The organism is Pseudomonas imperatae, assembly GCF_057128625.1.
The window spans coordinates 384,692-397,913 of record NZ_JBSKHP010000001.1; the positions used below are offsets into that span (position 1 = coordinate 384,692).

Here is a 13,222-nt window from a genome sequence, read left to right on the forward strand (position 1 = left end):
ATGGTCCAAGGGCAGCGTGCCGGTCTTGCCACTGTCTTGCTACTGTCAGAAATACGGGTTTTCAATCATTCAGCCCAGCGTGGCTTGATAGAAAATCGACAAGGCACAAAAAAGCCCCCGATGCTCGCGCGCCGGGGGCTTCTGGTGTAGCGCCGGGCATTAAACCAGCGGATCACCGACGTGCAGGATCTTCATACCGTTGGTGCCACCGATGGTGTGGTAGCTGTCGCCCTTGGTCAGGATGACCCAGTCGCCTTGCTGAACCACGCCCAGCTTCAGCAGCTCGTCGACGGCGGCCTGGCTGACCTTGTCGGCCGGCAGTGCAGCCGGGTCGAAGGCGACCGGCACCACGCCACGGAACATGGCGGCACGGGCCTGGGTTTCGCGGTGCGGGGAGAACGCGTAGATCGGCACCGAGGAACGCAGGCGCGACATGATCAGCGGGGTGTAGCCGCTTTCAGTCAGGGCGATGATCGCCTTCACGCCCGGGAAGTGGTTGGCGGTGTACATCGCCGCCAACGCGATGCTTTCGTCGCAACGCTCGAACTGGGTGTGCAGGCGGTGGCTGGACTTCATGCTCATCGGGTGCTTTTCAGCGCCCTTGCAGATGCGGTCCATGGCCTGCACGGCCTCGATCGGGTAGGCGCCGGCAGCGCTTTCCGCCGACAGCATCACCGCGTCGGTGTAGTCCAGCACGGCGTTGGCCACGTCGGATACTTCGGCACGGGTAGGCATCGGGTTCTGGATCATCGACTCCATCATCTGGGTCGCCACGATCACCGCCTTGTTGTTGCGGCGGGCGTGCTGGATGATCTTCTTCTGGATGGCGATCAGCTCGGCGTCGCCGATTTCCACGCCCAGGTCGCCACGGGCAACCATGACCGCGTCGCTGGCGCGGATCAGGCCGTCCAGGGTTTCGTCGTCGGCCACGGCTTCGGCGCGTTCGATCTTGGCCACCAGCCAGGCGGTGCCGCCGGCTTCGTCGCGCAGGCGACGGGCGTATTCCATGTCGGAGGCGTCACGCGGGAAGGAAACGGCCAGGTAGTCCAGGTCCATTTCGGCAGCCAGCTTGATGTCGGCCTTGTCTTTCTCGGTCAGGGCTGGGGCGGTCAGGCCACCACCGCGACGGTTGATGCCCTTGTGGTCCGACAGCGGGCCACCGATCAGCACCGAGCAGTGCAGCGAGTCGGCGGTGGCGGTTTCCACGCGCATCACCACGCGACCGTCGTCGAGCAGCAGCTCGTCGCCCACGCCGCAGTCCTTGACCAGGTCCGGGTAATCGATACCGACGATTTCCTGGTTGCCTTCGGTCAGCGGGTGGCTGGTGGAGAAGGTGAACGCGTCACCGACTTTCAGCTCGATACGCTTGTTGGCGAATTTGGCGATACGGATCTTTGGACCTTGCAGGTCGCCCAACAGCGCGACATGGCGGCCCAGCTTGGCAGCGATGTCACGGATCAGGCGGGCGCGAGCCTTGTGCTCGTCCGGCGTGCCGTGGGAAAAGTTCAGACGGGCCACGTCCAGGCCGGCCTTGATCAATTGCTCGATCACTTCCGGCGAGTTGCTGGCAGGGCCAAGGGTAGCGACGATTTTGGTACGGCGAACGGTCATGCACTGACTCCTTTATTGAAGCGCAGCGAAAGGCTACTCCTCTCGGGCGCTGTAGTCATTGTTCCTCTGCACTACCTTGGTGGCATGGCAGTGGGCGATACTCAAGCAAGCCCCCCGGTCGAGCGGCACTGAAGAATTCCGCGGCCTGGTCGATAAACCGCTCAGGACAGGAGATACCCATGCGAATCCTCATCGTTTTAGCCCTGGCGGCCAGTGTCGTCGGTTGTACCCGTTGGTCGATGGACCATCACTTGGACGAAGCGTACCGCCAGTACGACTACGGCAACTGCAACAAGGTGATGCTGGAGTTGTCCCAGGTCGACCGTACCAGCCGCACGCGTCAATACGTGCAGCCAGAAGTGTCGCTGTTGCGTGGCCTGTGCCTGGAACGGCAGAACCTGTTCCTGGACGCTGGCCAGACCTACGAGTTCATCATCACCCAGTATCCTTACAGTGAATACGCTTATCGCGCCCGCGCGCGACTGGACACCTTGCAGCAGCTGGGGCATTACCGCAGTGCTGTCGCCGCCGCGCAACCCCAGGCTGCACGCTGACCCTGTGGGAGCTGGCTTGCCAGCGAGCTTTTGGTGGCCTCGACAGCTCGCTGGCAAGGCAGCTCCCATAGACTGTTCGTCGGGTGGGCTGGCGCTTGGTCGTTCTTCACTTTTAGCCGGGGTGGCCGGGTGAGATCATGGGCGGTGATCTTTAAACTGCGATGAGAACATGTTTACCGAACGCCGCATCGAGCGTCACCAGCTGCCGTGTTATCTGAAAGTCTTCAACCGTTTCACGGGTCAGCCCATAGGATTCCTGGGCAATGTCGACGAAGAGGGATTGATGCTGATCAGCAACCTGCCGTTGCTGGTTGGCCCGGATTTCGAACTGCAGATCAAACTACCCGATCAGGTGATCAACCTGACCGCGGCCTGCCTGTGGTGCCACGAAGACGTGACGCCAGGGCACTACGACGCCGGCTTCCAGCTGCTGCATGCCAATGCCGAGTACGAGCAGTTGGTAGTGGCGTTGCGTGATTACTTCAGCTTCCCGATGAACGAGTCGGCCTGACGCGTTCATGTGGGAGCTGGCTTGCCAGCGAGTTGTCAGGGCCGGAAAGCTCGCTGGCAAGCCAGCTCCCACACGCCAACCGGCCTACAACGTTCCCGCCTTCTTCCAGCTCAGGTAGCGCGTCACCAACTGCGCCCCCAGTTCCTGCGGCCGCGCATCCAGCACCGGTATGCCGTGGGCGCCCAGGCGCTCATGCAGCTGGGCGCGGGCGTTGAGGTAGTCGATGGTGCCGCAGTAGCCCAGCGCCTGCTGCCAGGTCTGCACCGGCGCCTGGCGCAGTTCGTCCAGCACTTCTTCGCGCAGGCTGGCCACCAGCACCCGGTGCTGGCGGCCGATGCGGCGCACCGCGCCCAGCAGTTGGTCATCGTCCTCGTCGCGCAGGTTGGTCACCAGCACCACCAGCGCCCGGCGCTTCTGCCGCGCCAGCAACCGTTCGGCCGCCGCCGCGTAGTCGGCCGGGGCCTGGCTGCTGTCCAGGTCGTAGACCGCGTTGAGCAACACGTTGAGCTGCGCCGCGCCTTTCACCGGTGCCAGGTGCCGCTGTTGTTCGCTGGCAAAGGTCGACAGCCCCACGGCATCGCCCTGGCGCAGCGCCACGTAGCTGAGCAGCAGGCAGGCGTTCAGGGCATGGTCGAAGTGCGCCAGTTCGCCGTCCTGGCTGCGCATGCGCCGGCCGCAGTCGAGCAGGAAAATAATCTGCTGGTCACGTTCATCCTGGTATTCGCGGGTGATGGGCATGCGCTGGCGGGCGGTGGCTTTCCAGTCGATCTGGCGCAGGGCGTCGCCCTCGCGAAACTCGCGCAGCTGGTTGAATTCCAGGCCCTGGCCACGGCGCTGGCGCTGGCGCACGCCCAACTGGCTGAGCAGGTTGTCCACCGCCAGCAGCCGCGCACCGTAGAGGCGGGCGAAGTCGGGGTACACCCGGGTGTTGTCGCTCACCGCGATGAACCGGCGCTGCAACCACAGCCCCAGCGGGCTGGGCAGCAGCACCTCGATGCGCTCCCAGTGGAAATGCCCGCGGCGCAGCGGCCGCAGGCGGTAGCCCAACTGGCTGTCCTGGCCCGGCTGCAGGTCGATGGCCTGGGGCAGGGCGTCGAAGCCCAGGCCGTCGGGCACGTGGTCGAACACCTGCAGGGTCAGCGGCCGGTCGAAATCATGGCTGATGTCCAGCCGCACCTCGCTCCAGCGGCCCAGCGGCAGGCTGCCCGGCACTTGCCGGTGCAGGCGCGGCGAGGGCTGGCGGTGCACCCGCCAGGCGTCCAGCGCGCCCAACAGCAGCAACGCCAGCAGCATGCCCCAGGCCACGCTGTGCAGCCCCTCGGGCAGCACCAGGCCCCAGGCATCCAGGCTGCCCAGGATCAGGTTGGCCACCAGCAACGCGCCGAGCCAGGCCAGCAGGAGCCGCGATGGTTTGATCACAGGCGCGGCGCTGCCACCTGGTCGAGCACCTGGCGCAGCACCTGGTCCACCGACAGGCCGTCGATATCCAGCTCGGGCGACAGCCGCACCCGGTGGCGCAGCACCGCCAGGGCGCAGCCCTTGATGTCATCGGGTATGACGAAATCGCCGCCGCGTAGCAGTGCGCGCGCGCGGCCACCGCGCACCAGCGCGATCGACGCCCGCGGCCCGGCGCCGATGGACAGGCCAGGCCAGCTGCGGGTGGCGCGCGCCAGGCGCACGGCGTAGTCCAGCACCTGGTCGTCCAGCGGCAGCTCGCTGGCGATACGTTGCAGGGCCACCACGTCCTTGGTCTGCAACAGGGTGCGCAGCGGCTGCACGTCGAGCATGTCGGCACGCACCGAACGGCTCACCTGGCGGACCATTTCCAGCTCCTGCTCGGCGTCCGGGTAGTCCAGCCGCAGCTTGAGCATGAAGCGGTCGAGCTCGGCCTCGGGCAGCGGGTACGTGCCTTCCTGTTCCAGCGGGTTCTGCGTGGCCAGCACCATGAACGGCTGGGCGATGGGCAGCGCCCGGCCTTCCAGGGTCACCTGGCGTTCCTGCATGGCTTCCAGCAGCGCCGCCTGGGTCTTGGCCGGGGCGCGGTTGATCTCGTCGGCCAGCAGCAGGTGGGTGAACAGCGGGCCCTTGCGCAGCTTGAACTGCTCGGTCTGCATGTCGTACACGGCGTGGCCGGTGATGTCGCTGGGCATCAGGTCGGGGGTGAACTGGATGCGCGTGAACTCGCCGCCAAAGCAGCGCGCCAGGGCCCGTACCAGCAGGGTCTTGCCCAGCCCCGGGACGCCTTCGAGCAGCACGTGGCCGCCGGCGATCAGCGCGGTCAGCACGTCTTCGATCACCGCCGGCTGGCCGATCACCGCCTTGCCCAGCTCGGTGCGCAGGGCCTGGGCCAGCAGGCTGGCGCGATGGCGCTGTTGGGCCAGGTGTTCGGGGGACTGGCTGGCCGGTGCGGGCACGGGCTGGTCGCGTTCGTCGTGGACGTCGTGGGTCGGGTCGCTCATAGGGCATTCCTGAGGGTTTGCAGGTGGGCCACCTGGCGGCTGAATTCGGCCGCGCCGAGGCGCTGTTTCAAGGGCGGGCGCAGGGCCTGGCCGATGGCGGCGGTGGGCTGGCGGGTCAGGCGCGACAGCACCTGCCACTGCTCGGCCACGGCCAGGCGTTCAAAACCGGGATGGCGGCGCCGGGCGCGGCGCAGTATGTCCTGCTGCAGGGCGCGCAGCAGACGGTCCTGGCCGGCGTTGCGCAGCAGGAACGCGGCCGTGGCCCGTAGGTGTTCGCGCAGCTGCCGGCGGGCCAGCGCCGGCGGCGGCGTGAGGGGGCCATGGCGCAGGGCGAAGTGCCAGGCGCCCAGCACCAGCAGCAGCGCCAGGCTGGCCAGCGCCTGGGGGTAGTGGCGCCACAGCAGGGTGGCCAGGCTGTCACGGGCGCTGCGGAACACCAGGGTCACGTCGGTGCCCTGGTTCAGGTACCACAGCAGCCAGGCGTTGTCGTAGCGGCGGATGGCGGCGTTGGTCCACAGGTCGGCGTCGGTGACCACGGTGATCAGCCCCTCGCCGTAGCGCAATTGCATCAGGTGCGTGGCGTTGCTGCTGTTGGCCCAGGACTGGGCCTTGTTGGCCGGGTCTTCCAGGTGGAAATCGGGGTCGAAGCTGAAGTAGGCCGGTGCCTGCTCGTTTTCCAGGTACAGCTTGGTCAGCTGTGGATAAGGATCGGGCTTGAGCTGGGGCAGGGCGGGCAGGTCGGCCGCCAGGAACTGCCGCAGTTGCAGGCGATCGAGCAGCAGGTCGCCGCTCATGGCCTTGTCGTCGTCCCAGAGCGCCTCGGCCACGAACAGCAGGCGGCCACCGCCGCGCACCCAGGCCAGCACGTCCTCAGCCTGGCGCGCGCTCATGGTTGCGCGGTCGCCCAGCAGCAACAGGCTCTGGCCTTGGCCGGGCAGGTGTTGCAGCACTTCCAGGCCGTTGGCCATGTCGGCTTTCAAGCCCCGCTGGCGCAGGAAGGTCTCGGCCGCCAGCCAGGGGTTGGCGCGGGCCTCGGGCGAGGGGCCATGGTCGACTGTTTCGTCATAGGGGTGCAGGTGGCGGGCCAGGTAGAAGCCGACAGCCGCCAGGGCGACCAGCACCAGCACGGCGACCAGCCAGGCGCGGCGGCGGTTCATGGCCGTGCCCCGCGCGCGCTGAACAACTGGCTCCAGTCGTCGCACAGCTGCATGGCCAGCGCCTCGCTGGGCAGGCGGTGGCCGTAGGCCAGGGCTTGCCAGTGGCGGGTCAGCACCTGGCTGAAGGCCTCCAGGGCCGGGTCGTGCAGCCCGGCGACCTTGGCCAGCACCTGGCCCTCGGTGTCCGCCTCGTGCAGGGGCAGGCGATAATCATGCAGCAGGCGGTTGAGCAGTCCACGGTACAGCAGCCCCAGGGCTTCGCGCGGGTTGCTGGCCCACAGCTGGCGGGCGTGGCCGGCGATGTCGTCGGGCAGGTCGTGGCCGCCCACCGCCAGGCCCCATAGCTGCGTGGGCAGCTGCGCTGGGGCAGGCGCCGCAGGTGCGCGCCGGCTAACGAAGGTGCGCAGCCAACTGCGGTAGCGCCAGGCCACCAGGGCGATGCCGGCGATCACTGCGCTCCACAGCGCCGCTTCCATGAACTGCGCCAGCCGCTTCAGCCAGGGTTGCTCCAGCAGGCGCTTGAGGTCCACGGGCGCAGGCTTGGCTTCATCCGGCTGGCCCAGCCGCCAGCGGTGCAGGGTCTGCTTGTTGCTGAAGGGCGGTTGCTCAAGGAGGGTCTTGATGTCCTGGCGTGCGGCCTGGCTGGTGACGGCCTGGTGCACCAGGCGTGGCTGGTCGAACGGGTTGGCTGCCGGCGCCGGTGCCGCTTCGCTGCGCGGGGCCAGGCCCAGCACGCCCATGGCCGCCACCAGCAACAGCGGCGCCACCCCGGCCAGGCGCTGGCGCAGGCCGCGCAACACCAGTTCGATGTCCCAGGCCTCCAGCTGCGTGCGGCGGTTCAGGTACAGGGTGAAACCGCAGGCCACGTAGATCGGCTCCCACAACACCAGCACCAGGGCGTAGAAGGCGTTGGTCAGGTGCTCCACCCACAGCCATTGGCCGTTGGCCGCCTCGATCAGGCGCCGCCAGCTCCATTCCACTTCCATCTGCTGCGGCACCATCAGGTAGAACAGGCTGATCAGGCCAATCCAGAGCGCGCCTTCCAGGTGCATGCCCACCAGGGTCAACCAGCGTGCGGTGCGCCCGGCGTGGGGGTCGAGCACTGCCAGGCGGCGCTGGCGCTCGATGCCGTCCAGGCCCTCCAGTTGCTGCACCGGCAGGTGGAAGCTGCGGCTCAGGCTCAGGCGCCGCCACAACAGGCTGGGCCACGGCTGCACCTTGAGCAGCCGTGGCCATTGGCGCAAGGCCTCGCCCAGGGTGGGCGGGTCGCTGAACAGCGCCTGGGAAAGAATGTGCAGCGGCAGGCGCTCGAACAGCGGCTTCAGCCACCAGAACAGAAACATCGCCAGCGACGGCGAGTCCCACAGCAGCAGGGTCAGCAGGGCGAACACCGGCAGTGTGACGATGGCCCAGCTGAGCATCAGCAGGCGCCGGTGCCGGCGCGCCAGCAGCACGCCCAGGTCCAGGGCCTCCCAGGTGTTGCGCGGGCGAATCGCGACGCTGGCGTCAGTCAGGCGCATGGTGACGTCCACCCAGGGTCAGGTAAATGCCCACCAGCAGCCACAGCAGGGTGCCCACCGTGTATTTGGTGACCGCGCTGAAGTCGGTGCGCGACGACCAGTACGCTTCGATGAACGCCGCGATCAGCAACATGGCGATCACCCCGTACACCAGCTGGATAGCCACGCCCGCGGCCTGACGCAGCGCCTGGCTGCGGCTCAGCCGGCCCGGCGCCACCAGCGCCCAGCCCAGCTTCAGCCCGGCGGCGCCGGAGAGGGCGATCGCCGTGAGCTCGAAGGCGCCATGGCCGATGACGAATGGCCAGAAGGTCTGCACGTAGCCGATCTCGGTGAGGTGGCCGGCCACGGCGCCGATCATCAGGCCGTTGAACAGCAGGAAAAACAGGCTGCCGAGGCCCAGCAGCAGGCCACTGGCGAAGGTCTGGAAGGCAATGCCGATGTTGTTCATGATGTAGTAGCCGAACATCATCCAGTCCTGCCCGGCCAGGCGCTGCGCGGCGGGGCCCAGGCGGGTCTGGTCGGGGTCGTACATGGCTTCGGTCTGGGCCACCCGGGCCGGCTCCATCAGGTTGTAGACCAGGTCGGGGAAGGCGTACACCAGCAACCCGGTCAGCAGCACACTGCCAAAGAACACCAGGCAGGCCAGCAGCACGAAGCGCCATTGCTGGCGCACCAGCCGCGGAAAACCGGCCAGCACGAAGGCGAGGATGCTGGCCCCCAGCGCATGGCGGCGCCGATACAGCTGCTGGTGACCGCGCAGGGCCAGCTGCTGCAGGCTGTCCACCAGGTGGCTGCTGTAGCCGCGCGCCTGCGCCAAAGCCAGGTGCTGGCACAGCCGCCGGTAGTCCTGGGCGAAGGTCTCGCTGGCCTCGGGGCGCGACTTGCCATGCTCCAGCAGCGTCAGCAGGTGTTCGAAGGCCAGCCACTGGGCTTGGTGCAGCTGTTCGAATTGGCTCTGCTTCATGTTGGCCCCAGCAGGCCACGGGCGATGCCGTTGATGCGTGCCATGGCCATGGCCGGGCTGACGTCGAGGCTGGGCGCGGCGATGGCGGCCAGTTCGGCGAGGCGCTCGGCGGACAGCTCGTCCTGGCGCTCGGCCAGGCTCAGCAGCGCACGCTGCTCGGTGAGGGTCAGGGCGAAGGGCGCGGCAATGGCCTCGGCGGCCGGCAGGCGCGGGCGCAGGTTCGGTTGGTCGCGGTACACCACCAGGGTGCCCGCCGCCAGGTCGCCCAGGCGTTTGAACGCGGGGTGTTGCAGGCAGCTGATAGCGCCCAGGAAATAGCCGAACGGCAGCATGTCCACCACCCGCAGCAGGTTGCGCAGCAGCGAGGCCGACCAGCCGATGGGCGTGCCGTCGTCCTCCACCACCCGCAGGCCCATGGCCTGTTTGCCGGGCGAACGGCCCTGGTTGAACACCTCGAACAGCACCATGTACCACCAGTTCACCAGGAACAGCAGCATGGCGCCCAGCCCCACGCCCAGGCTGCCCAGCCACACCAGCACAGTAAACAGCACGCCCAGCAGCAGGCCGCGCAGCAGCAGGTCGATGGCGAACGCCAGGCTGCGCACCACCAACCCGGCCGGGCGCAGGCTCAGGTCAATGCCTTCGGGGGTTTCGATCTGGTAGCGGGTGTCCACTGGCGGGACCAGCATTGCATTCCGTCGCGTCGCTGTGGTGTGGGGCATGGATGCCTTGGGTGCGGGGCCGATGTTGACTGCGTGCCTTCCGATCCTAGCTACCCTGGGGGGCCGAAGCAACCTGACATTCATGCATGGCTGGTCCCGCTGGCCGCTAACGCCTAGACTTTGCCGACTTTGTGCACAGGAACACCCCGTGAACTCCAGCATTTTCTGGTACGACTACGAAACCACCGGCATCAACCCGCGCAGTGACCGCGCCCTGCAGGTCGCCGGTATTCGCACCGATGCCGACCTCAACGAGATCGACGAACCGATCAACCTCTATTGCCAGCCCAGCGACGATATCCTGCCGCACCCGGCTGCCTGCGTGATCACCGGTATCACCCCCCAGCGCCTGGCCGAACGTGGCCTGTGCGAGGCCGAGTTCATGACCCGGGTCAACGACCAGATGGCTCGCGCCGGCACCTGCAGCGCCGGCTATAACACCTTGCGCTTCGATGATGAAGTCACCCGCTACAGCCTCTACCGCAATTTCTTCGACCCCTACGCTCGGGAGTGGCAGGGTGGCAACACCCGCTGGGACCTGATCGATGTGGTGCGCACGGCCTATGCCCTGCGCCCCGAGGGCATCGTCTGGCCGCAGGTGGACGGGCGGGTCAGCATGAAGCTGGAGTTGCTGACCGCAGCCAACGGCATTGATCACGGCCAGGCCCACGATGCATTGTCCGACGTACGGGCCACTATTGCGCTTGCACGCCTGATTCGCGATCGACAACCTAAATTGTATAACTGGTTGTATCAGCTGCGCAGTAAAACCAAAGTGCTGGACCAGGTTCGCTTGTTACAGCCGTTGGTACATATTTCCGGACGTTTTTCCGCCGAGCGCAATTATTTGGGCGTGGTGCTGCCGTTGGCCTGGCACCCCCGTAATAAAAATGCGCTGATTGTCTGCGACCTGCATTTTGATCCACGGCCATTGTTGGACGAACCTGCGGAAGTTTTGCTTCAGCGCTTGTACACCCGCCGAGATGAAATGCCCGAAGGGCAATTGCCGGTGCCGCTGAAGCTGGTGCATGTCAATCGCTGCCCGGTGTTGGCGCCGTTGGCGGTAGTGCGCGAGGAAGATCGGCAACGCCTGCAATTGGATATGGCCCTTTATCTGCAACGCGCCGAGCAGTTGACTCAGGGGCAGGCACAATGGCGGGACAAACTCGCGAGCCTGTACGGCGAGGAAGCCTTCAGCACGGTGAGCGATCCGGAGCAACAGTTATACGATGGCTTTATCGGTGATCGTGACCGGCGCTTATGTGAGCGGGTGCGGACACTGGATCCGCATCAACTGGCGCTGGAAAACTGGATGTTCGATGATGAGCGGCTGCCCGAATTATTGTTCCGCTATCGAGCACGTAACTTCCCTGATACGTTGAACGAAGAAGAGCGCCAGGCGTGGGCAGACTTCTGCCGCCGGCGTTTGACCGATCAGTCATGGGGCGCGCCCAATACCCTCGAAGGCTTCGCCCAGGCCCTGGCGCAATGGCACCCCCAGGCCACGCCGGCGCAGGCGCAGGTGCTGGCCCAGTGGCAAACCCACGTGGCCGGGTTGCAAGCACGGCTGGGCCTATAACACTTTGTTCCGGGCATAAAAAACGCCAGCTATCAGCTGGCGTTTTTTATGCGAATCGAACGGCCCGGGCGGAATCAATTAGCCCAGCAGAGTTGCCCAGCCTTCGACGACGTCGCCGCCCCACTTGGCTTTCCACTCTTTCAGGGTCTTGTGGTTGCCACCTTTGGTTTCGATGACTTCACCGTTGTGCGGGTTTTTGTATTGCTTAACTTTACGAGCGCGCTTGGTGCCGGTGACTTTAACGGCGGCGCCACGTGGAGCCTTGTTCAGCTTGGCTTCAGGATCCAGCAGCGCGATGATGTCACGCAGGGATTTCTGATATTCGCCCATCAGGGTACGCAGTTTGCCTTCGAATTCCAGCTCGGTTTGCAGTTTGTCGTCTTGCGACAGGTTCTTCAAACGAGCTTGCAGTTCTTTGATGGCTTCTTCTGTGGCGCGGTATTCGTTGATCAGGGACATGAGCAGGACCTTGTGAATGCTGTGTGTCAGGGATACTTGGCTCAATAATAGTCATAGCTTTTGATCAAGTAAACATTAAAGCGCCGATGCCTTCACAAATGACGTTATTTTAATCGTGACCAGTGGTAGCTATTTAAGTTTGAACGGTCAGTTATACGCCAATGTCGCTGGCCATCGCGTCGGTGGCCAGGGGATAACCCTTATCGATGCAGGGATATGCAGGCGCCGGTGGCCTGCCGATGCAACGAATACTGCAGTTTCCTCGAGTGTCCGCTAGAATAGCCGCCTTTGCGAAGTCTTGGAGTTTTCCCTCATGCGCACTTTTCGGCTGGTTATCGCTTGCCCGGACCGCGTTGGCATTGTTGCCAAAGTCAGTAATTTCCTGGCTTCCCATAACGGCTGGATCAATGAAGCAAGCCACCACTCGGACGACCAGAGTGGCTGGTTCTTCATGCGTCACGAGATCCGTGCCGACACCCTGCCATTTGGCATAGAAGCCTTCCGCGAGGCGTTCGCGCCCATCGCCGAAGAGTTCTCCATGGTGTGGCGTATCACCGACACCGAACAGAAGAAGCGCGTGGTGCTGATGGCCAGCCGCGAGTCCCACTGCCTGGCCGACCTGCTGCACCGCTGGCACAGCGACGAGCTGGACTGCGAGATTGCCTGCGTGATCTCCAACCACGATGACCTGCGCAGCATGGTCGAGTGGCACGGCATTCCTTATTACCACGTGCCGGTGAACCCGCAGGACAAGCAGCCGGCGTTCGCCGAAGTGTCGCGCCTGGTCAACCATCACCAGGCCGACGTGGTGGTGCTGGCCCGCTACATGCAAATCCTGCCGCCGCAGCTGTGCCAGGAATACGCGCAGAAGGTCATCAACATTCACCACAGCTTCCTGCCGTCGTTCGTGGGCGCCAAGCCGTACCACCAGGCCTCCCTGCGTGGCGTGAAGCTGATCGGCGCCACTTGTCACTATGTGACCGAGGAACTGGACGCCGGGCCTATCATCGAACAGGACGTGGTGCGCGTCAGCCACAGCGACAGCATCGAGGACATGGTGCGGTTCGGCCGTGACGTCGAGAAGATGGTGCTGGCCCGTGGCCTGCGCTACCACCTGGAAGACCGCGTGCTGGTGCACGGCAACAAGACCGTGGTATTCAACTGACCCTGGCTTGAGCAGCGAGGCAGCCCCATGAGCGACCCCCGCGACAAGGCGGCTGCCACGCCCCCGCCCACCCTGGGCGAGGGCTGCCTGGCCCGTTACGACCCCGACGCCCTGAGCGACGAGGACGGCACCGAGTTCCCCGGTGCCGAGGCCTTGTGGGAGCAAACCCACCCCGAACCCCCTTGAAAACCACCGCATCCGCGCCGGACGCCACGTAGCAGCGGCCATAGGCCGCGTCTGCAAGCACCGCGCATGCCCAGGCACATCGGGGCGGTGCCGGACGCCGCCTGCGGCAGCTGCTACGTGGAATACATCAGGCCGCGTCCGCAGGCAACGCGCACGCCCAGGTATACCGCAGCGGTGCCAGACCCCGACGTGCAATACCCTCGTAGCAGCGGCCATAGGCCGCGTCTGCAAGCACCGCGCATGCCCAGGCACATCGGGGCGGTGCCAGACGCGGCCTGCGGCCGCTGCTACGTGGAATACATCAGGCCGCGTCCGCAGGCAACGCGCACGCCCAG

At 65.6% G+C, this 13,222-nt stretch carries 12 protein-coding genes and 1 pseudogene; 5 read left to right on the forward strand and 8 right to left on the reverse strand.

The window, feature by feature from the left end; all coding sequences use genetic code 11:
- Window positions 1-159 precede the first annotated feature (159 nt).
- On the reverse strand, window positions 160-1,611 hold the full coding sequence (pyk, locus tag ACWKWX_RS01830; RefSeq protein WP_473004401.1) for a pyruvate kinase: 1,452 nt from the start codon (window positions 1,609-1,611) through the stop codon (window positions 160-162).
- A 179-nt stretch (window positions 1,612-1,790) separates the two neighbouring features.
- On the opposite strand from pyk, the gene ACWKWX_RS01835 reads away from it, so the two are divergent.
- Both ACWKWX_RS01835 and ACWKWX_RS01840 read left to right on the forward strand, forming a co-directional pair.
- Window positions 1,791-2,165: a tetratricopeptide repeat protein gene (locus tag ACWKWX_RS01835; RefSeq protein ID WP_416426739.1), complete on the forward strand. Its 375-nt coding sequence runs from the start codon at window positions 1,791-1,793 to the stop codon at window positions 2,163-2,165.
- A gap of 169 nt (window positions 2,166-2,334) precedes the next feature.
- A complete protein-coding gene (locus ACWKWX_RS01840) occupies window positions 2,335-2,676 on the forward strand; it encodes a PilZ domain-containing protein (RefSeq protein WP_416426737.1) in 342 nt (113 codons plus the stop codon).
- Window positions 2,677-2,760: 84 nt separating this feature from the next.
- On the opposite strand, the gene ACWKWX_RS01845 is transcribed toward ACWKWX_RS01840, so the two are convergent.
- From ACWKWX_RS01845 to ACWKWX_RS01870, 6 genes and pseudogenes are all read right to left on the reverse strand, one after another.
- Window positions 2,761-4,092: a DUF58 domain-containing protein gene (locus ACWKWX_RS01845; protein ID WP_483826955.1), complete on the reverse strand. Its 1,332-nt coding sequence runs from the start codon at window positions 4,090-4,092 to the stop codon at window positions 2,761-2,763.
- Window positions 4,092-5,071, reverse strand: a pseudogene (locus ACWKWX_RS01850) (AAA family ATPase); the annotation flags it as partial. The pseudogene ACWKWX_RS01850 and the gene ACWKWX_RS01845, both read right to left, overlap by 1 nt.
- Before the next feature lie 60 nt (window positions 5,072-5,131).
- Complete coding sequence (locus tag ACWKWX_RS01855; RefSeq protein ID WP_416426735.1) at window positions 5,132-6,292, reverse strand: DUF4350 domain-containing protein; 1,161 nt, start codon at window positions 6,290-6,292, stop codon at window positions 5,132-5,134.
- The gene (locus ACWKWX_RS01860) at window positions 6,289-7,812 is read right to left on the reverse strand and encodes a DUF4129 domain-containing protein (RefSeq protein ID WP_483826879.1); all 1,524 of its coding nucleotides are present in this window, start codon (window positions 7,810-7,812) and stop codon (window positions 6,289-6,291) included. Before ACWKWX_RS01860 ends, ACWKWX_RS01855 begins: the two co-directional genes overlap by 4 nt.
- A complete protein-coding gene (locus ACWKWX_RS01865) occupies window positions 7,799-8,776 on the reverse strand; it encodes a stage II sporulation protein M (protein WP_483826880.1) in 978 nt (325 codons plus the stop codon). Before ACWKWX_RS01865 ends, ACWKWX_RS01860 begins: the two co-directional genes overlap by 14 nt.
- On the reverse strand, window positions 8,773-9,498 hold the full coding sequence (locus ACWKWX_RS01870; protein WP_416426729.1) for an RDD family protein: 726 nt from the start codon (window positions 9,496-9,498) through the stop codon (window positions 8,773-8,775). Before ACWKWX_RS01870 ends, ACWKWX_RS01865 begins: the two co-directional genes overlap by 4 nt.
- 148 nt (window positions 9,499-9,646) lie before the next feature.
- Between ACWKWX_RS01870 and sbcB the strand changes: the two genes are divergently transcribed.
- Window positions 9,647-11,077, forward strand: a complete 1,431-nt coding sequence (gene sbcB / locus ACWKWX_RS01875; protein ID WP_483826881.1) for an exodeoxyribonuclease I — start codon at window positions 9,647-9,649, stop codon at window positions 11,075-11,077.
- Between the two features lie 78 nt (window positions 11,078-11,155).
- On the opposite strand, the gene mvaT is transcribed toward sbcB, so the two are convergent.
- Window positions 11,156-11,536 carry a histone-like nucleoid-structuring protein MvaT gene (mvaT, locus tag ACWKWX_RS01880; protein WP_416426725.1) on the reverse strand — a complete coding sequence of 127 codons (381 nt, stop codon included), beginning with the start codon at window positions 11,534-11,536 and terminating at the stop codon, window positions 11,156-11,158.
- Between the two features lie 313 nt (window positions 11,537-11,849).
- On the opposite strand from mvaT, the gene purU reads away from it, so the two are divergent.
- Window positions 11,850-12,701, forward strand: coding sequence for a formyltetrahydrofolate deformylase (gene purU / locus ACWKWX_RS01885; protein ID WP_416426723.1), 852 nt, complete (start codon window positions 11,850-11,852; stop codon window positions 12,699-12,701).
- A gap of 27 nt (window positions 12,702-12,728) precedes the next feature.
- Window positions 12,729-12,887: a hypothetical protein gene (locus ACWKWX_RS01890; RefSeq protein ID WP_416426722.1), complete on the forward strand. Its 159-nt coding sequence runs from the start codon at window positions 12,729-12,731 to the stop codon at window positions 12,885-12,887.
- The last annotated feature ends 335 nt before the right edge of the window (window positions 12,888-13,222 follow it).